This is a genomic window from Polaromonas sp. P4_F4, from assembly GCF_056401355.1.
The window spans coordinates 178,074-196,735 of sequence record NZ_JBFUJO010000004.1 but is presented as its reverse complement, the minus strand read 5'-3'; the positions used below and the strand labels follow the sequence as shown (position 1 = coordinate 196,735).

The following is an 18,662-nucleotide window of genomic DNA, read 5'->3' as shown; positions in this document are numbered from 1 at the left end:
TGGAACGCAGGTTGTCGCCTCATGCAGGTTCATGCAAGTTCACGCAACTTCAGGCAGCAGGGACCGCCCATCACGGGCGACCACGCGGCCGCGCTTGAGCACCAGCCGGCGCGCCGGATGAAAGGCGACGGCCTCGGCGGCGGTTTCGGCTTCGACCAGCACCAGGTCGGCAGCCGAGCCCACCGCCAGGCCATAGTGTTCGACGCCCATCACCTGTGCGCCGCCGTAAGTCGCCATGCGCAGGGCGATTTCAATACCGGCATCGTCACGGAAGCCGCTGCGGTAGGCCAGCAGGTAGGCGCGCTCCAGCATGTCGCCGTTGTTCAGTGGACTCCAGGTATCGCGAATGCCATCCGACCCGGTGAACAGCCGCACCCCGCGCTCGTGCAGCAGGCGTATCGGCGGGAAGGGTGTCGGGCCCGACGGTGCGTGGGTCATGATCGCGATGTCGTTGTCCAGCAGCAGCGCGATGAGGGACTCCAGGCGCGCAGGCTCGACCCCGCCCAGGCAGAACGCGTGGCTGATCGCCACCTTGCCGGCCAGGCCCAGGCTGCGGGTGCGCTCGGCAATCATTTCGATGGTCACCGCGCCCAGGTCGCCGCGGTCATGCAGGTGAATGTCGACCCCACAACCGTGCCGGCCGGCAATGGCGAAGATCCCGTCCAGCTGGCCCTTGGGGTCGCGGTCGACACCCACGGGATCGAGTCCGCCGATCACCTCCGCGCCATCACGCACGGCCTGCTCCAGCAGCTCGAGCGTGCCCGGCCGGATCATCACGCCCGTCTGCGGGAACGCCACAAAGTCAATATCGATCCAGTCGCGATGCCTGTCGCGCATCGCCTGCACGCCATGCAGGTGCGCCAGCCCGACGTCGGGGCCCACATCGACGTGGGTGCGCACATGGGTGGTCCCGCAAGCGATCAGGCGCCTGAGCAGCCGGGCGCTCTGGACTTCGGGCGCCAGGCCCAGCGAGTCCAGCACCTGCCGCTCGTTCTGGATCTTGTCCATCAGGGTGGGACCCGCCTGGTGCGGATGCCAGGGCGTACCCCAGAGGGTCTTGTCGATATGGGCATGCGCGTCCACCAGGCCCGGTATGACCAGGCAGCCGCGGGCGTCCACAATTTCGTCCCCCGGCGCGGCGGGAAGATCGGCGCCGATGGCGGCAATGCGGCCATCCCGTACGGCGATGTCCGCGGTCTGGGAACCCCAGGGCCGGCCGCCCCGTATCATCAGATTTTGCATGGATAGTCCTTCACAGGTCATGGCTGGCAACGCTGGCGGTAGCAGCCCCCGCTGCGCTGCTGCTGCGTTCAATAATGGCTGACACCCCACAGCCGCGCCGGGGCCTGCGTCAGGTGCCGCAGGCCGCTGCGGTCGAGCATGCGCTCGGCGGCTTCATTCACCTCTTCCAGTATCTCGCTTTCGTTGACGGTCTGCACCTGGCGGTCTTCCATCAGGAGGCGGCCGTTGACGATGGTGGTGCTCACATCGGCGGCGTTGGCAAAGCAGGTGACGCGGTAGACCGGCATGTTCAGCGGCAGCATGTGGGGCTTGAACAGGTCCACCAGGATGATGTCGGCTTTCTTGCCGGCCTCCAGCGACCCAATCTCATGCTCCATGCCCAGTGCCCGGGCCGCGTCAATCGTCACCATTTCCAGCACCTTGCCATGGGGCAGCACGCCCGCGTCGCGGAAATGCCGGCGGTGGTAGTGCATGCACTGGGACATGTGGCGGAACATGTCGTAGCCGCGGTCCGGCGCGGCACCGTCCGAACCGATCGCCACCGTGACGCCGGCATCGATCAGCTCGGGCACCGGGCAGCGGCCGCGAATCGACATGATGGCGCTCGGGTTGTGCACGATGCGGGTGTCCGTCTCGCGGGTCACGGCGATGTCCTCCTCGTTCAGGTCAATGCTGTGCGACATGAAGGAAGTCGGGCCCAGCAGGCCCAGCTCGCGGTGCGCCAGGGCCAGCGTGCCGGTGCGGTGGCCATCCTGCGTGAAGGTCAGGCCGCGCGCCTTCGCGAGGCCGAAGTAATCCCTCGCCTGGCGGTGGAACTCATCGCGCAGCAGCACGTGGTCCGGCTCATGCATGGGCGCAAACACCGCCAGCGTTATGGCGATGCTCAGGCGGCCGTCGGCCCGGCCGTGGTTCTCGTCAATGATCTGGTTGCAGACCTCCAGCACCGTCGCGGCATCGACATCGCGCGAGGTCGGTGGCTCGGTCGCCCAGTCCACATAGCGCGTGGGCCCTGCAGGACGCGAAGGGCCCACCGCCACCACCGAGCGGGTGCCGGCGCGCGCCACCGCATCGCAATGCACCCTCGCGTACTTGGGGTCGTCCACCCGCATGATGGAGTCGCCGCCGCCAAACAGCGACACCCCCGTCGTCACGCCAGCCTTCAGGCGCTCCAGCGAGGTCATGGCCGACTCGGCGCGCCAGAACTGCTCATCCGATGCCGTGGTGTAGATCACGGCGCAGGCGTCCATCCAGGCGCCGGGGTCCCCCGCCCCCATGGTCCGCAGCATGCCGTGGCCGGCATGGGCATGGCTGTCGATCAGGCCGGGCAACACCGCCTTGCGGTAGGCGTTGATGGTTTTGGTGGCCGTGAAGCGGGCGCGCAGTTCCGCGGACGTGCCGACGGCCACAATGCGGTCGGCCCTGACCGCCACGGCGCCGTCCTCGATGACGCGGCGTTGCGCGTCCATGCTGATGACTGTGCCGTGCTCTATCAGAAGATCTACGTGGTCTATGCGGTCTACGTGGTCTGTGTTTTCAGTCATGGGCAACTCAGGCGAGTGAAAAGGATGAAGCGGCAGAATCAGGAGCAGTGGGATGCGCCGCGCCCGGCATGAAGCGCACGGGCTGGCCACCGCTGCCGACGGCATGGCAGGCGACCGAGACACCGTTGTCCAGCGTGCGCAGCGCCGGCGCTTCGCGGCGGCAGATGTCCATGGCCGCCGGGCAACGCGGATGAAAGGTGCAGCCTGGCGGCGGCGCCAGCGGGCTGGGCAGCTCGCCGGCCGGAAGACTCACCGGACGGCGACCCTGGCCGATGCGCGGAATGGCGGCCAGCAAGAGCTGCGTGTACGGATGGCGGGGCGCCGAGAACAGCTCGGCCGTCGGCGCCACCTCGACCAGGCGGCCCAGGTACATGACGCCGATCATGGACGAGACAAAACGCACCACGGCCAGGTTGTGGCTGATGAACAGGCTGGTCAGGCCCTCCTCTTTTTCCAGGCGCTTGAGCAGGTTCAGGATTTGCGCCTGCACCGACACATCCAGCGCGGAGGTGGGCTCGTCGCACACCAGGAAGCTGGGCTCGCCAGCCAGCGCGCGGGCGATCGACACACGCTGGCGCTGGCCGCCTGAAAATTCGTGCGGGAACTTGGCGGTATCGGCCGCCGACAGGCCCACGCGGGCCAGCAGGTCTTCCACACGCTGCTTCACATCCGCGCGCAGGCGCAGATTCTGGAAGGTGATGGGCTCGGCGATCGCATCCCCGATACGCCAGCGCGGGTTCAGCGAGGCATAGGGGTCCTGGAAAATCATCTGGGTGCGGTGCACGCGGCCGTCCACCGGCGCGCTGAACTGCATGGAGCCCGCACTGGGTTTGTCCAGCCCGGCAATCACACGGGCCAGCGTGGTCTTGCCGCAGCCCGACTCCCCCACCAGGCTGAAGGTGGAGCCCACGGGAATCTCAAAGCTCACGTTGTCCACGGCGCGCACCGTACGGCCCTGCGCCTTGAATTCGCGCGACAGGTTTTTGACACTCAAGTAAGGCATGTTCATGCTGCCACTCCTGCGACGCCTGCGGCGGCCATGCCTAGCTGCGGATGCCAGCAGGCCACCAGCGCCACGCCTTCCGGGTGCGGCATGGGCCGCGTAGTGACGCACTGCTCGGTCGCATGTTTGCAGCGCGGGTGAAAGGGGCAGCCGGTGGGCCGGGCGGACAGCCGGGGCATCGCGCCGTCGATCTGCTGCAGCCAAAGGGTGTCATGGTCGACCGGCGGGATCGAGCCCATCAGCCCGCGCGTGTAGGGGTGGCGCGGCTGGTTGACGATCTGGTCCACCGGGCCGGTCTCGGCAATGTGGCCGGCGTACATGACGGCCACGCGATCGGCGTTTTCGGAAATCACGCCCATGTCGTGCGTCACCAGCAGCACGGCGGTGCCGCGCTCACGGCACTGCGTGCGCAGCAGTTCCAGCACCTGCGCCTGCACCGAGACATCGAGCGCCGTCGTCGGTTCGTCGGCAATCACCAGATCGGGTTCGGCACACAGGGCCAGCGCGATCACGATGCGCTGGCGCATGCCGCCCGAGAACTGGTGCGGGTAGGCGTCCACGCGTTCGGCCGGCGAGGGAATGCCGACCTGGCGCAGCCACTCGATGGCCCGCTCGCGGGCTTCATCGCGGCTCATGGGCAGGTGGGTCCGCATGGTTTCCGTGAGCTGGTCGCCCACCGTCAGCAAGGGGTTGAGGCTGAGCAGCGGGTCCTGGAAGATCGCGCCGATGCGGCGGCCGCGCAGCCTGCGCATCTGGGCGGCGGGCAAGCCGTGAATGGGCTGGCCGTCAAAGATGATCTCGCCGGCGGTGACATGGGCGGGCGGATCGAGCAGGCCCAGCACGGCCATGCCGGTGATGGATTTGCCGGCGCCGGATTCACCGACAAAGCCGAGGATCTCGCCGCGCGCAATGTCGAAACTCACGTCGTCGAGCGCCGTCAGGGGGCCGTGGCGGGTAGGAATCTGCACGCGCAGGTGGCGCACCGACAGCAGGGGCGCAGCGGGTGACGCAATGTTGGAAGTGGTCATGATGATTATTTCAACCGTGGATTGAGCGCGTCGCGCAACCAGTCGCCAAACAGGTTGACACTGAGCACCAGGCCAATGAGCAGCAGCCCCGGCAACACCGTGATCCACCACTCCCCGGAAAACAGCACCTCATTGCCCAGCCGGATCAGGGTGCCCAGCGACGGCGACGTGGCCGGCACACCCAGCCCCAGAAAGCTCAGGGTGGCCTCGGTCAGCACCGCCAGTCCGATGGACAGCGTGGCGATGACCAGCACCGGGCTCAAGATGTTGGGCAGCACGTGGCGAAACAGAATGCGCGCCCGGCCCATGCCGATCAGCCGCACCGCGTTGACGTAGTCCTTGTCTTTTTCGATCATGGTGACGCTGCGCACCGTCCGGGCGTACTGCACCCAGTTGGCCAGCGCAATCGCCACCACCACAATCAGCAGCGACAGCTGCTCGTGCACGGCGCGCGGCAGCACGGTGCGCGACAGGCCGTCAATCAGCAGCGCCACCAGGATGGCCGGAAAGCTCAGCTGGACGTCGGCCGCACGCATGATGACGTTGTCCAGCCGGCCGCCGGCATAGCCGGCGATCAGCCCCAGCGTCACGCCGACCACCAGCGAGAGCAGCGTGGACGCAATACCGACCAGCAGCGACATGCGCAGGCCATACAGCATCACCGACACCATGTCGCGTCCCTGGCCGTCGGTACCCAGCAGGTATCTCAGCTGGCCACCTTCGCTCCAGGCCGGCGGCAGGCGCGCGTCCATCAGGTCCAGCGTCGTCAGGTCAAAGGGGTTTTGCGGCGCCAGCAAAGGCGCCAGCAGCGCCATGCCGATGTAGGCCAGCAGCACCAGGGCGGACAGCCAGGCTTCGGGCGAACGGCCCAGGCTCCAGGCGAGATCGGATTGGCGCCAGCGGCGCAGGGTCAGCATCATGGAATTCATGTCGTGCTCCTCAGCGCTGTGCGCGCAGGCGCGGGTCCACCGCGAAATACAGAAGGTCCACCACCATGTTGATCAGCACGAACAGCAGCGCGATCAGCAGCAGGTAGGCGGCAATCACCGGTACATCGCCAAAATTGATGGCCTGGATGATCAGCAGCCCGAGGCCCGGCCACTGGAAGACCGTTTCGGTGATGATGGAAAAGGCAATCATCGAGCCCAGCTGCAGGCCGGCCACCGTGATGATGGGAATCAGGGTGTTGCGCAGCGCGTGGCGGTAATTGATGGAGCGCTCCCGCAAGCCCCGCGCCCGTGCGAACTTGATGTACTCGCTGCGCAGCACCTCCATCATTTGCGTGCGGGTCAGGCGCATGAAGAGCGTCAGCTGGAACAGCGCCAGTGTCACGGCGGGCATAAGCAGGGACTTCCAGCCCGTCACCGTCAGAAAGCCGGTGCTCCAGACGCCCAGCATCACCGTCTCGCCACGGCCAAAGGACGGCAGCCAGTTCAGGGAGATGGAGAACAGCAGGATCAGCATGATGCCGGTCACAAATGACGGCACCGAAATGCCGACCAGTGAAATGACCTGCAGGCTGCGGGTCAGCAGCGAGCGCGGATGCAGACCCGCATACACGCCCATGGGAATGCCGACGCCCAGCGCCAGGATGGCGGCTATCAGGCTGAGCTCCAGTGTGGCGGGCAGCCGGCTGGCAATCACCCGCGATACCGGCTCGATATTGCGGTAGGACACGCCGAACTCGCCCTGCACGGCGCGCCCGACAAACTTCAGGTACTGCAGCGGCAGCGGTTGGTCGAGCCCCAGCGATTGGCGCATGGCCTCACGCTCGTTGACCGTGGCATTTTCACCGACCAGATTGCTGACCGGATCGCCAATGAAGTTAAACAGTGCAAACGACAGCATGGACACCAGCACCATCACGATGGCACCGTTGGCCAGCCGGCCCAGAAGAAAGCGCAACATCAGTTTGTCTCCCAAATAGGTGCCGATGGCTTGTCAGTCATCCACCGTGCACCCGGTTGCATGTCCGCTCGCCTTATCTCGGGGCGACGTTGACCAGCCACAGGCGAAGCTGGTTGTCGGGCGCCTGCGCCATAGCGATGCCCTTGCGCGACGCCCAAGTCACCGGCTGCTGGTGCAGCGGAATGTGGGAGACATCGGCACGCTCGATGGTCACCGCTTCCTCGATCAGCCGCGCCCGCTTGGCAGGATCGATTTCGCTGGCGATCTGCGGCATGTAGGCGTCGAACTTCGGATTGGAGTATTTACCGGCATTGAGCGAGCCTTCCTTGCCGGTGCGGGTGGCGACCACGTCCTTCAGCAAGCCGTACACATCGGCCATGGGCAGGCCGGCGTGCCCCACCATGTAGAACGACACATCATTGGAGTTCAGGCGCACGCTCCATTTGGCGGTGGGCTCGATCATCAGGTTGGTCTTGATGCCCACCTTGGCCAGCATCGAGGACATCGCCAGGCAAAGCGCTTCGTCGTACACATAGCGGTCGTTGGGGCACTGCATGCCCACGGTGAAGCCGCTGGGGTAGCCGGCCTCGGCCAGCAGGGCCTTGGCGGCCTCCGGGTTGTACGGCAGGAGGCGCTTGTTCAGTGCCACCGGCGAGCCATTGAGGGAAGGCGACAGCAGATTCCCCGCGGGCCAGGAAGCACCCCGCATGACCGAGCGCTTGAGCGCGTCCACATCGATGGCCTGGTAAACCGCCTTGCGCACGCGCACGTCCTTGAACGGATTTTTGCCTTTCACGTCGCTGTACAGCAGCTCGTCGCGGCTCTGGTCCATGCCCATGAAGATGGTGCGCAGCTCGGGGCCCTGCACGACCTCCAGCGTCGGCACCGACCTCAGGCGCTGCACATCCTGCAGCGGCACATTGATGGCCGCGTCGATGCCGCCGCTGATCAGCGACGAGGTGCGGGTGGCATCCGACTTGATGGGCGTGAACATGACCTGGGTCAGGTTGTGCTTGGGCTTGTCCCACCAGCCGGGATTGACCGCCAGCACCGTGCGCGTGTCGACCTCGCGCGAAATCAGCTTGAAGGGGCCGGTGCCGTTGGCATTGCGGTTGGCGAAGTTTTCCTTCTGCCGCCCCAGGTCGCTGGCTTCGGTGGCGCGGTTTTGCTCGGACCAGCCTTTGTCCATGACCAGCAGCTGGACCAGCTCGTTGGTGAGGGTCGGCAGTGGGCTGTTGGTCTCCACGTCAACGGTGAAGGCATCCACCTTGCGCACCTCTTTCAGGTCGCTGAGGTTGCCCTTGACCAGCGAGCCCGGCGTGTTGACGCGCTGCCATGAAAACACCACATCGTCGGCGTCGAAGCTTTCACCGTTGTGAAACTTCACCCCCTGGCGCAGGGTGAAACGCCAGACCGTGGGACTGACGACCTTCCAGGAGGTGGCGAGCGCCGGCTCGATCTGCAGCTTGTCGTTGAAGCGGACCAGCGACTCGTAGATGTTGCTGACGAATGCGTTGGTGAAGCTGTTATTGGTGGAGTGGGGATCCATGGACAGGGCGTCCAGATTGGAAGACCAGGTGAAGGTGTTGGCGCCTGCTGCCGTCATCGCAAGACCGAGCGCCAGGCCAATCGCACCGCGTTTGAATGATGTCGAGATCTTCATGGAGATATCCTTTAAGGATGGGGGTTGAGGTTTGGGGATTGCCCGGGGAACGGAAATGAAAAATGGAAATGAAAATGGGAACGCAAAAATGAATCAGGCGGCCGGCGCAAACTGCGCCATGGGACCGGTGTACGACTTGACCTGCGGCGGCGCGTAGTCACCCTGCTTGCTGGTGCGCATGCCCAGGCCCACCAGCGCTTCGGCCAGCTTCACGGCCGAGGTGACGCCATCAATGACGGGAACGCCCAGCTGGCCCGTCAGTTCGGCACACAGGTCGGCCATGCCGGCGCAGCCCAGCACAATCGCACCGACACCATCCTCGGCCAGGGCACGCTCGCATTCGGCCCTGATTTTTTGTTTCAGCGCCTGGCTGGTCTGCGCCTCCAGCTCCAGCACCGCAATGCCGGTGGCCCGCACCCGCCGGCAACGGCTGACCATGCCGTAGTCCAGCAACAGGCGCTCCGCCGTTGGCACGGTGCGCGCCAGCGTGGTGACGATGCTGAACGACGCCGACACGAGACAGGCCACCTGCATGGCCGCTTCCGCAATGCCGATCACCGGCGCCCTGGCCATTTCACGCGCGGCGCGCAGGCCGGGGTCGCCGAAACAGGCAATCACGTGGGCATCCACGCCCATGGCCTCGCCGGCCTGGATCTGGGCCAGCAGCCCCGGCAGCGCCAGCGCTTCATCACTGGCGCTTTCAATCGAGGCAGGCCCGGTGAGCGACTGCACCGCCAGGATGTGCGTGCCGGCAGAAGCGACCTGACGGGCCGCCACCGCCATCTTGGCCGTCATGTCATCCGTCGTGTTCGGGTTGATGAGCTGAATCCGCATATTTTTCAAGATTGTCACAATAACTTTTGGTCAGTTTGCTAATGAAATTTCAGTAAAACCCGTTGGAATTTTAATTTTCATGAATTTATTGTGACATTAAATTCTTTGATTGTCACAATCTTTTTTTAAACGGTGACAATAAAATAAAAAATGTGGCACCATTCAGCCCTGAACTACCTAGAAGAACCATGTCCCGCCCCCCTAAAAACAAGCCCTCACTGGCCCGGCCGGAAACCGCCAGCGATGCGTCCCAAACCGAGCTGGCCGAGGAAAACCGGGTCCGCCACGCCATCGTCGAGGCCGTGCTGGCCCATCGCCTGCCCCCTGGCACCCGGCTGGTCGAAACCCGGCTGTGCGAGGCTTTTGGCGTCAACCGCTCCCTGCTGCGCCGGGTATTTGTGCGGCTGGCCGGTGAAAAAGTCATCGAGTTGCAGCACAACCGGGGCGCCACCATTGCCCAGCCGGGGCCGCAGGAAATGCACCAGGTCTTTGAGGCCCGGCAACTGATAGAGAGCGGCATCATTCGCTCGCTGAGCCAGAAAGCGACGCCGAAAACACTGGCGGCCATACGCAGCCTGGTGGCGGAGGAGCGCGCCGCCTACCTGGCCGGCGAATGGTCCAATTGGGTTCGCCTGTCCGGCGAATACCACCTGCAGGTCGCCCGCCTGCTGGGCAACACCGAGCTTGAAGATATTTTGCGCAGCCTGATTGCGCGCACCACGCTGATGATTGCGCTGTACGACTCGCCGGGCAGCAATGTCTGCTCCTTCGACGAGCACCTCGAAATCCTCGACGCCCTGGAAGGCGGCGACAGCGAGCATGCCTGCCGCCTGATGAGCCATCACCTGCACGGCGCTGAAGTCAAGCTGCGGCGTGACACCACGACACCCGAGGTGGACCTGGTCGCCCTGTTCAGCAACCCGGCCTGAACGTCGCCGCACTCGAACGTCCTTGCGTGCGCATGCGTACGCGTGAGCGGGCCTGCCTGCTCACGCACTACGAGCGCCGCGCCGGCGTTTCGCGTTTCGCGTTTCGCGTTTCGCGTTTCGCGTTTCGCGTTTCGCATCATCCATGTCAAAACTGTTATAGCTTTCCATGCGCTTGCCGCAGGCGCCGGCAAGACGACAATATCCAGGCCCATCCCGACCCATCCAGGCTTGTTCAAGCTTATTCAAGCCAACGACTCAACAGGAAAATCCCATGACAACACCCAACCAGGCCGCAGTGGCCGAAGCCATCCTGCAGGCACGCCGCAACCACCAACCCGCTGACGCGCAAGCGCTCGCCGATCACCTGACCACTGCCGACGATGCCTATGCAGTACAAGCCCTGGTGGCCCAGGCCATGCAGGGGCCGGCTGCGCCCTTCCCCCGTTGCTGGAAATCAGGCGGCCCGTCCCGCGACGCAATACTCACGCACGCGCCGCTGCCGCCTGAAGGCGTGTGGCCCAGCCCTGCGCAGGCGGGCGCATGGCCCTTCAACATCTGCCTGGTCGAGGTTGAAATTGCGCTGCGCATCGGCCGTGACGTGACCCCGGCCGATGCCGCCGGCCTGACCCATCCGCAAGCGGTCACGCTAGTGGATGCGATGGCCGTGTCGATTGAGCTGGTCGATTCGCGCTGGCGCCAGGCCCTGGACGCACCGGCCCTGCTAAAACTGGCGGACCTGCAGTCGCACAGCGCCCTGGTGCTGGGCCAATGGGTGCCTTTTGCGCCGCGTGACTGGGACGCGCAGTCCTGCACCATCCGGATTGGCGCACGGCCGGTGGTCGAGCGACGCGGCACGCACTCCATGCAGGACCCGGCCTGGGTCTTGCCGGCATGGCTGCGGCATGCGAGCCGTGATGGGCAGACGGTGCCGGCCGGCACGGTGGTGACCACCGGAACGTGGTGCGGCATATTGCCCGCCGCGCCCGGTGAACTGGTACACGCGCGCTTCGACGGCGTGGGTGAGGCGTCGGTGCAGCTCTAGACCTCTCCCTGTTACCGCAAGCCGGGGACAGGGATTCGCGCCCGGCGTGAGACGCGAATCGCCGCGAAGGCAGGACGCCTTCGCAAGGGTTTCAACGCCGCCGCCCCGCCCTGCGGCAGAGCGGCACAGCGGCGGACGGGTCAGCCGTCGACCCGGACATTGGCCTCCTGGGCCACTTTGGCCCATTTAACGATTTCACTGCGCACCAGTTCGGCAAACTTCTCGGGTGAACCGCCTCCGTCCTCGACGCCAAAGGCATCGAACTTCTCCTGCACGTCGGCCATCGCCAGCACGGTGTTGATGTCCTTGTTCATGCGCGCCGCGATGGGTGCCGGCAGCTTGCCCGGGCCCGAAAGGCCATACCAGTTGAAGGTTTCGAAGCCGGCAAAACCCTGCTCCTGCATCGTGGGCACATCGGGATAGGCTTTCACGCGCTTGCTGCGGGTTTGCGCCACCGCAATGGCGCGCCCGCTCTTGACGTGGGGCGTTGCCGCCGTCATCGTTTCAAAGCTGTACTGGATCTGCCCACCGACCAGGTCGGTCAGCAGCGGGCCGCTACCTTTGTAGGGCACATGGAGCGCGTCGACCTTGGCGCGCAGCTTGAACAGCTCCAGCGCGAAGTGCTGGGCGGTGCCGGGCCCGGCCGAGCCGAAAGTGACCACGCCCGGTTTGGCTTTGCACAAGGCCACCAGGTCCTTCACGTTTTTTGCAGGCTGGTTGGCCCCGGCAATCAGCAGGTTGGGCGTCAGGCCCAGCAACGCCACCGGCACGAAGTCACGCTCCGGGTGGTAACGCATCTTTGGCAGCACGGCGGGTGCCAGGGCATGGCTGTTGATGGTGGTCAGCAGCAAGGTGGTGCCGTCGCTCGCCTGCTGGGCCACGTATTCGGCGGCCAGGGTGCCGGACGCGCCGGCCTTGTTTTCGATGACGACGGGCTGGTTCCACAGGGCGCCCAGCTTCAGCCCCACCACGCGGGCCAGCGCATCGGCCCCGCCGCCGGGCGGAAAGCCGACGACGATGCGGATGGGCCCCGTGGGCCAGCTTTGCGCCCGCAGCGCGGGCAGGGCCAGCGCAGCGGCACCTGCGCCGGTGGCCTGGATGAAATGACGTCTTTGCATTTTTTGTCTCCTTGGATGTATCGAAAAAGTTAAGCAGTAATTAAGTAGTTGTTTTACAGGGCAGGCCAGCGCCCGCTCCACGGATGCGCCGCCTCGTAGCTGGCGCCGAGATCGAGCAGTTGATCGTCGGCGCCAAAGGCACCGATCATTTGCATGCCGATGGGCAGGCCCTCGCGTGAGGGCTCGCAGGGCACGGCCAGGCCCGGCAGGCCCGCGGCATTGACCCAACCGGTGTAGGCTGCATGGCCGCGCGGGCCGACAGGCTGGCCGTCAATGACGGACGGATAGGCCTCGTGAGCCGGCCAGGGCAGCGCGGCGGCAGCGGGCATGACCACCACGTCGATGCGCTCGAACAGCGCGGCGCTTTCGCGGCGCAAGCGCCGCACCGCTTCCATGATCTGCCAGACCCGCGCGCCCGAGACGCGTCGGCCAGCCTCGGCCGCCTCGCGGTATTTGGGACTGGCCTGGGCTTCCCAGTCGGGATGCTGATCGAACATCGCGGCCAGGCCCACCTGGCCGATTTGCGGCCAGGCCTCGGTCATGAACCTCACGTCCAGCGGCAATTCGCCAGTCTCGACGCGGTGGCCCAGCGCGGCGAGCTGCTGCATGGCCTGAAGGCAACTGGCGGCGATCTGCGGGTCCAGCGGGTTCGCGTTCAACCGCTCGACGTAGAGCACGCGCAGCGGGCCCGCAGGCCGCGGCTGCGCCGCTGCCCAGGCCGCCGCCATCGAGGATCGGTCCACCGGCGAGGGGCCGCGCAGGGCCTCGAACAGCAAGCGCGCGTCGGCCACTGTGCGCGCCACCGGGCCGATGCAGTCAAAGTCCAGCAGCAGGCCGGGCAGCGCGTGCTCGCGCGGCCAGGCACTGAGCGAAGGCTTGAGGCCGACCAGCCCGGTGTGCGAGGCCGGGCGGCGGATCGAGCCGCCGCCGTCCTGCGCGATCGCCAGCGGCGCGATGCCGGCGGCCACGGCGGCCACCGCACCGCCGCTGGAGCCGCCGGGCGAGAGCTCCGGAGCCCAGGGGTTGCCGGTGACGCCGAACAGCGGGTTGGCCGTGTAGCCGTCGTTGGCGAACTCGGGCACATTGGTCTTGCCGATGATCAGGGCGCCACCGGCGCGGGCCCGCGCGGCGGCCAGCTCGTCGTGGCCGGGCCGGTGCTCGCGCAGCGCCGCCGTGCCGCAGGTGGTCGGCAGGTCGGCCAGGTAGAGGCTGTCCTTCACGGTGAGCGGAATGCCGTCAAGCACCGACAGCGGCTGTCCGCGTGCATGGCGCTCCGTGGAGGCCTTGGCCTCCTCCAGGAGGAGGGCGTCACGCCGTGCGATGACCGCGTTCAGTCGCGGGTTCACCGCTTCCAGTCGCGCCAGGCAGGCCTGGGCCACCGCCAGTGGCGTGAGGGAGCGCTCGCGAAAGCGCTGACCCAGCTCTACGGCGCCCAGGCGCCACAAGTCGTTGTCGATCATTCGCGTTCAGTCCTCACATGTGGGCGGGCAGCCAGGTGACGATCTGCGGCACCAACATGATCAGCAAGGTGAACAGGATCATGATGGCCGCGTAAGGCAGCGCCCCCCAGATCGCGTCCTCTATGCCGCCCTTGTCGGGCCGTATGCCATGCACCACGAACAGGTTCATGCCCACCGGTGGCGTGATCAGGCCCAGCTCGCACATCAGCACGATGAAGATGCCGAACCAGATCGGATCCACGCCCAGCGCCGTGGCGATCGGGTAGGTGATCGGGATGGTCGCCACCTGCATCGACAGCACATCCATGAACATGCCGAGAATCAGGTAGAACACGATCAGCGCCAGGATCAGACCGGTTGCCGACAGGCCCAGGCCCGCCACCCACTTGGTCATCGTCTCGGCCACGCCGGTCAGGCTGATGGTCAGGTTGAGGATGAAGGCTGCCGTCATGATCAGCAGGATCATGCCGCTGACGCGCGCCGTGGAGATGAAGCAGGTGCGCAGCAGTTCGCGGCTCATCTTCCCTGAGTGCACGACAAAGCCCAGCGCCGCGATCACGCCCAGTGCCGCGCTTTCCGTGGTGGTGGCGATGCCGAAGTACAGGCTGCCCATCACGATACCGAACACGACCATGGGCGGCACCAGATGCACCAGCGAGCGCAGCTTGTCGGCCATCGGCACCTTGGCCTCGCGCATGGCGTTGCCACTCATCAGCGACGACACGGCGATGTACAGCATGAAGCAGCCCGTCAGCAACAGGCCAGGGATGATGCCGGCAATGAAGAGCTTGCCGATCGAGTTGTTGGTCAGCGAGCCGTAGACGATCATGTTGACGCTGGGCGGGATCAGGATGCCCAGCGTGCCGCCGGCCGCCAGCGAGCCGAGCGAAGCGCGCATGGGGTAGCCACGTTTTTGCAGGGATGGCAGTGCGACGGTACCCACAGTGGCCGCTGTAGCCACCGACGAACCGGAGGTCGCAGCAAACAACGCGCAACTGCCGATGTTGGTGTGCAGCAAGCCACCAGGCAGCCGTCCGAGCCAGGCCGACAGGGCGATGTACATGCGGTCAGCAATGCCCGAGCGCAGCAGCAACTCCCCCAGCAGGATGAACAGCGGAATCGAGGTCAACAGGCTCTCGTTGTGCACGCCCCAGACCACGGGCGCTATCGAGTCCATAAAAGGCGCGCCATAAGCGGCGATACCGCCGATGATGCCCACAGCTGCCATGGACACGGCGATCGGTATGCCGACCAGCATCATGCCAAGCATCGCCACGAAGGCGAGTCCAAATAATCCTATGCTCATGCTTGAGCTCCTTGTTCTGCGGACTGGCGCTGGGCGAGGTCATCGAGCTCTTCCTTCAGCTCCTCCTTGGCGCTCTTGGGATGGAAGTCATGGTTCAGCGTTTCGACTTGCCGGTTCAGCAGCAGCCAGCTGGCACGCAGCGAATAACCGATGGCCACCAGAGCGAAGATCACCAGCCCGGCATACCAGACGGCCTGCGGCCAGATCAGCGGCGTGGCCCAAGGCGTCTGCGCGGTGCTGCCGTACTGCAGGGTATCGGTGATGACCTTGGTTGCAACCCAAGCCACGAAGACCCCGAAGGAAGCCAACGTCACGATGGAAAACCAGTTCAGGAAAGCCTGCATGGCGCGCGGAAACCGCTCATGAAATACATCCACCCGGATGTGATTGCGCCCCATCAGTGCCAGACTGAACGCGATGGTGGAGCCCACGGCCAGCGCATAACCACCCAGCTCGTCGGCGCCTTGCAACGACACGTTGAACACCTTGCGCGAGACGGTTTCGACCGCCACCACGCACGCCAGCAGCAGGAAGATGCCGCCGAACACCGTGGCCAGCACGTTCTCAATATGGTCCTTCATGTCGAGTCTCTTTTGGATGGGGGCCGCCGTTGGCCGGCCCCGGTTGATGGTAGTGGCATTGCTCATTTCAGCCCCAGCACCGGTGCGACCTGGGCACGCCACTGTTGCGAGCAGCCCGGGTTGGATTTGTCACAGACTTCGGCCCAGACCGGCAGGCTAACCTTGCTGACGGCACCGCGTACCAGTTCGCCGTCGGCCGGCGTCACAGCCACATTGACGAGCTTGAACTTCTTGCCGTTGGTGCAAGGGTCCTTACCGGCGTTGCAGTTCAAAGCGTCCAGGAACAACTCTTCCGAATATTTCCAGATGTCATCGGTCAGGCCGTCGAAGGCCGCCTTGAGCTTGACCTGCTGGTCGGGCTTGAGCTGGTTCCAGGCTTTCATTGAAATGGCATACCCATTGAGGGCCATCTGGAAGCCCAGCGGCAACTGGTGTGTGGTCACCTCGGGCCAGCCTGCCGAGTTGGCCGAGCTCGGGCCAGTGATCGCGCAATCCACGACGCCCAGCGACAGCGACTGGTGCGTGTCGGCGAACGACACCGGCACCGGCGTGCCACCCACCATCTCGATGAACTTGGCCAGATTCTGGTCGTAGACGCGGACCTTCAGTCCCTTCACATCGGACAGCTTGGCGATCGGTTTGGCGCAGAACAGGATTTGCGGGCCGAACGGCCAGACGCCGAGCAGCTTGACGTTGAACTGCTTTTGCAGGCGCTGATCGGCGGTGTCGAAGTACGCCTTGGCCACCTTGCGGCCGGTGGCGTAGTCAGGACTGGCGCCGACCAGGTCCAGGCCGAGAATGGTGGGCTCGTCACGCGAGTTCTGCGACACCCGCAGCGACACGATGTCGAACAGGCCGGCCTTCATCACGCGCAGTTGCTCGGTGTCCTTGATGCCTAGCGTGTCCATGGGCTTGTAGTCGGCATCAATGGGCAGGCCGGTTTTGGCTGCGAAGTTTTCGAAGAACGGTTGCTCCTTGTTTTTCTGGATCAGGCCGGTCGCCAACGGTTGGCCGATGACCTTGAACTTGAGCTTTTCCTGGGCATGACCCGGCAGGCAAAGTGTTGTGGCAAGTGCGGCCACGGCGGCAAGAATCGTGAAACGGGAACGGTATGACATGGTGAGCTCCAGTGGTTGAAAGTTGATGAAATTGCGACAGGTCGCGGGGAATGAATTCAGTAGCCGAGCGCGTGCGGCAGCGCAGTGACAAAGGAAGGCACGAGCATGCACAGCACGAGCACGGCATACATCAGCACGATGAAGGGCCAGAGGTTGCTGACCAGCTCGCGCATGCGCACGCCGGTGATGCCGCAAACGACAAACAGCACCACTCCGACCGGGGGCGTGAGCATGCCGATCACAAGGTTGAGGACGAACAGGAAGCCAAAGTGCAGCGGGTCGATGCCGTACTGCAGCGCGATCGGATGCAGCAGCGGCACCAGCATGATGTAGGCCGCGTTCGACTCCAGGAACATGCCGACAACAAACAGCAGTACCGCGACCAGGACCAGGAATGCCAGCGGGCTGGTAGTGAAGCCGCGGAGCAGCTCCGAGAGCTGCTGCGGCAACAGATCCACCGTCATCAGGTAGGTGATGATGGACGCAAAGGCGATCAGCGCGCCGACCATGGCCGAGGTGATGGCCGCACGCACCACGATGCCGGGCAGGTCGGCCAGCTTGAGCGTGCGGGTGACAAAGAAACCCAGCGCCATGGAGTAAACCACCGCGATGGCCGAGCCCTCGGTGGCCGTGAAGGCGCCGCCGACGATGCCACCGATCACCAGCACCGGCATGGCCAGCACAATCAGCGAGCGGCGCAACTCGGCCAGCACGGTGGCCAGCCGGAACGGCTCACCGGTGGCGGCCCAGCCGCGACGCGTGGCGATCCACGAGCACAGCGCGATGAAACCGAAGGTGATCAGCAGGCCCGGCACCACGCCGGCCATGAACATGCCGCCGACCGACACAGACGAGCCGGCCATGAAGGCGTAGACGATCATCGCACCGGAAGGCGGGATGATGGGCCCGAGATTGGCTGCCGCGGCGACGATGGCGGTGGCGAATCCCTTGTCGTAAATCTTCGTCAGCGATGGCACCAGCATGGACGACAGCGCGCTCGCATCCGACACGGCAGCACCGGACACGGTGGCCAGGCCCGCGCCCGACAGCATGGTGACATGCGCCATGCCGCCGCGCACCCGGCCGACCATGGTGTTGGCCAGCGCGATCAGGCGCTCGACGATGCCGGCCTTGATCATCAGCTCACCGGCCAGCATGAAGAAGGGGATGGACATCAGCGGAAAGGAATTGACGGCGTGCATCATGCGCTGCGGCACCATCGAAAAATCCACCCCGCTGTACCAGAGGGCGCCGAGCGCGGCCACGCCCATGGCAAAGGCGATCGGCAGCCCGAGCAGGGCCAGCAGCATGAAGGCAATGACGACGGCGAGGCTCATTCGGCACTCCCCAGCGCCTGCACTGGCGCGCCCACGATGACGATGCGCATCAGGTGCAACCCGCTCAGCAGCGCGCCCAGGCCGACCGGCACAATGAACCAGCCGACGCTCCAGTCGACCGTGGCCATCAGTTCATCCCATTGCTCGCGCGCAACACGGAAGGCCGCCCAGGCAATTGCAAACATCATGGCGGCGCACAGCGCTGCGCCGGCCCGCTTGAGCACGCTGCGCCAGCTGGCCGGCAGCTTGTCGACCATGATGTCTATGCCAATATGCGCGCCCTGGCGCACGCCCAGCGGGATGGCAAGAAAGATGGACCAGACAAAAGCCAGGCGTCCGATCTCGTCGGCCCAGTCAATCGAGCGGTTGAAGCCGTAGCGCAGCGCGACCTGTGCGGATACGACCCCCACCATCACCGCTACCGTGGCGAGCAGCACGCCCGTGATGAACCGGTTCATCCCGTCAAGTGCGCGCCCGGTCCAGCCCGCAGGCACGGCCGGTTCCAGCGCGATTGTTTCCGTTGTCATGGCGGTCTCCCTGCGTGCCGTTCGG

17 protein-coding genes are annotated in these 18,662 nt (G+C 65.3%); 2 read left to right on the top strand and 15 right to left on the bottom strand.

The features are described 5' to 3' along the window. Positions 1-39: 39 nt before the first annotated feature. The 8 genes from AC1DUR_RS06725 to AC1DUR_RS06690 form a co-directional block, all read right to left on the bottom strand. Positions 40-1,242, bottom strand: coding sequence for an amidohydrolase family protein (locus AC1DUR_RS06725; protein WP_477718964.1), 1,203 nt, complete (start codon positions 1,240-1,242; stop codon positions 40-42). Between the two features lie 68 nt (positions 1,243-1,310). After that, complete coding sequence (locus AC1DUR_RS06720; protein ID WP_477718963.1) at positions 1,311-2,783, bottom strand: amidohydrolase family protein; 1,473 nt, start codon at positions 2,781-2,783, stop codon at positions 1,311-1,313. 7 nt (positions 2,784-2,790) lie between these two features. Beyond that, positions 2,791-3,792, bottom strand: coding sequence for an ABC transporter ATP-binding protein (locus AC1DUR_RS06715; protein WP_477718962.1), 1,002 nt, complete (start codon positions 3,790-3,792; stop codon positions 2,791-2,793). Then, positions 3,789-4,814 carry an ABC transporter ATP-binding protein gene (locus AC1DUR_RS06710; protein ID WP_477718961.1) on the bottom strand — a complete coding sequence of 342 codons (1,026 nt, stop codon included), beginning with the start codon at positions 4,812-4,814 and terminating at the stop codon, positions 3,789-3,791. The genes AC1DUR_RS06715 and AC1DUR_RS06710 overlap by 4 nt, the downstream gene beginning before the upstream one ends. Before the next feature lie 5 nt (positions 4,815-4,819). Continuing rightward, positions 4,820-5,734 (bottom strand): ABC transporter permease, encoded by a 915-nt coding sequence (locus AC1DUR_RS06705; protein WP_477719051.1) that lies wholly within the window; start codon positions 5,732-5,734, stop codon positions 4,820-4,822. 19 nt (positions 5,735-5,753) lie between these two features. After that, positions 5,754-6,722 carry an ABC transporter permease gene (locus AC1DUR_RS06700; protein ID WP_477718960.1) on the bottom strand — a complete coding sequence of 323 codons (969 nt, stop codon included), beginning with the start codon at positions 6,720-6,722 and terminating at the stop codon, positions 5,754-5,756. Between the two features lie 73 nt (positions 6,723-6,795). Next, on the bottom strand, positions 6,796-8,385 hold the full coding sequence (locus tag AC1DUR_RS06695) for an ABC transporter substrate-binding protein (RefSeq protein ID WP_477721491.1): 1,590 nt from the start codon (positions 8,383-8,385) through the stop codon (positions 6,796-6,798). Between the two features lie 93 nt (positions 8,386-8,478). Further along, the gene (locus AC1DUR_RS06690) at positions 8,479-9,219 is read right to left on the bottom strand and encodes an aspartate/glutamate racemase family protein (protein ID WP_477718958.1); all 741 of its coding nucleotides are present in this window, start codon (positions 9,217-9,219) and stop codon (positions 8,479-8,481) included. Between the two features lie 188 nt (positions 9,220-9,407). Between AC1DUR_RS06690 and AC1DUR_RS06685 the strand changes: the two genes are divergently transcribed. Both AC1DUR_RS06685 and AC1DUR_RS06680 read left to right on the top strand, forming a co-directional pair. Beyond that, positions 9,408-10,148 (top strand): GntR family transcriptional regulator, encoded by a 741-nt coding sequence (locus AC1DUR_RS06685; RefSeq protein ID WP_477718957.1) that lies wholly within the window; start codon positions 9,408-9,410, stop codon positions 10,146-10,148. Positions 10,149-10,419: 271 nt separating this feature from the next. Continuing rightward, positions 10,420-11,190: a fumarylacetoacetate hydrolase family protein gene (locus tag AC1DUR_RS06680; RefSeq protein WP_477718956.1), complete on the top strand. Its 771-nt coding sequence runs from the start codon at positions 10,420-10,422 to the stop codon at positions 11,188-11,190. 140 nt (positions 11,191-11,330) lie between these two features. On the opposite strand, the gene AC1DUR_RS06675 is transcribed toward AC1DUR_RS06680, so the two are convergent. From AC1DUR_RS06675 to AC1DUR_RS06645, 7 genes are all read right to left on the bottom strand, one after another. Next, entirely contained in the window at positions 11,331-12,308 is a 978-nt protein-coding gene (locus AC1DUR_RS06675) for a Bug family tripartite tricarboxylate transporter substrate binding protein (protein WP_477718955.1), read from the bottom strand. Positions 12,309-12,361: 53 nt separating this feature from the next. Then, positions 12,362-13,768 (bottom strand): amidase, encoded by a 1,407-nt coding sequence (locus AC1DUR_RS06670; RefSeq protein ID WP_477718954.1) that lies wholly within the window; start codon positions 13,766-13,768, stop codon positions 12,362-12,364. 13 nt (positions 13,769-13,781) lie between these two features. Beyond that, positions 13,782-15,074: a TRAP transporter large permease gene (locus AC1DUR_RS06665; protein ID WP_477718953.1), complete on the bottom strand. Its 1,293-nt coding sequence runs from the start codon at positions 15,072-15,074 to the stop codon at positions 13,782-13,784. After that, positions 15,071-15,655: a TRAP transporter small permease subunit gene (locus AC1DUR_RS06660; protein WP_477718952.1), complete on the bottom strand. Its 585-nt coding sequence runs from the start codon at positions 15,653-15,655 to the stop codon at positions 15,071-15,073. The genes AC1DUR_RS06665 and AC1DUR_RS06660 overlap by 4 nt, the downstream gene beginning before the upstream one ends. Positions 15,656-15,717: 62 nt before the next feature. Further along, complete coding sequence (locus tag AC1DUR_RS06655; RefSeq protein ID WP_477718951.1) at positions 15,718-16,773, bottom strand: TRAP transporter substrate-binding protein; 1,056 nt, start codon at positions 16,771-16,773, stop codon at positions 15,718-15,720. 56 nt (positions 16,774-16,829) lie between these two features. Continuing rightward, entirely contained in the window at positions 16,830-18,110 is a 1,281-nt protein-coding gene (locus AC1DUR_RS06650; protein WP_477718950.1) for a TRAP transporter large permease, read from the bottom strand. After that, on the bottom strand, positions 18,107-18,637 hold the full coding sequence (locus AC1DUR_RS06645; RefSeq protein ID WP_477718949.1) for a TRAP transporter small permease: 531 nt from the start codon (positions 18,635-18,637) through the stop codon (positions 18,107-18,109). Before AC1DUR_RS06645 ends, AC1DUR_RS06650 begins: the two co-directional genes overlap by 4 nt. Positions 18,638-18,662: the final 25 nt, after the last annotated feature.